1 protein-coding gene is annotated in these 427 nt (G+C 62.5%); it reads right to left on the reverse strand.

Translation table 11 applies throughout. From position 1 onward, the window contains the following. Positions 1–427: contractile injection system protein, VgrG/Pvc8 family (locus QCE48_RS31785; protein ID WP_409014745.1), on the reverse strand; the 427-nt coding region annotated here is incomplete at both ends.

Raw genomic sequence — 427 nt, forward strand, 5'->3', positions numbered from 1 at the left:
GCCGCCGTTGGGCCACGTCTCGAAATCCGAGTCGAAGCGGACGATATAACGCCCGTCCTTGTCGATGTACGAGTAGGCGTAGCTGTCCGGGCTGCAAATTCGCCCGCTAAGCGTGCCGCTCACGCTGGCCCATTTCTCCGGTTCCAGTTCCAGACGGAAGCGCCGGTCCGCGGGAATCGCCTTGAAGGTGTTGGAATAAGCCTTGTCACGCGCCCCGCGATGCGTGATCTCGATGATGACCATGCCCTTGGGTGCATCTGGCAGGACAACATCCGTTTCGAAAACACGCGCGCACTGCAACGCGAGCACGGTGCTTTCGCCTTCGTACACGACTTGCCGGGCGATCGCCGCTTCGTGCCGAAGCTGCGCCTCCCACTTCGCGCCCGCCTGATCGAGGTGATGGGTGCCATAGACATACGGCCGGCCG

Source organism: Caballeronia sp. LZ024 (genome assembly GCF_031451455.1).
GTDB classification, from domain to species: domain Bacteria; phylum Pseudomonadota; class Gammaproteobacteria; order Burkholderiales; family Burkholderiaceae; genus Caballeronia; species Caballeronia telluris.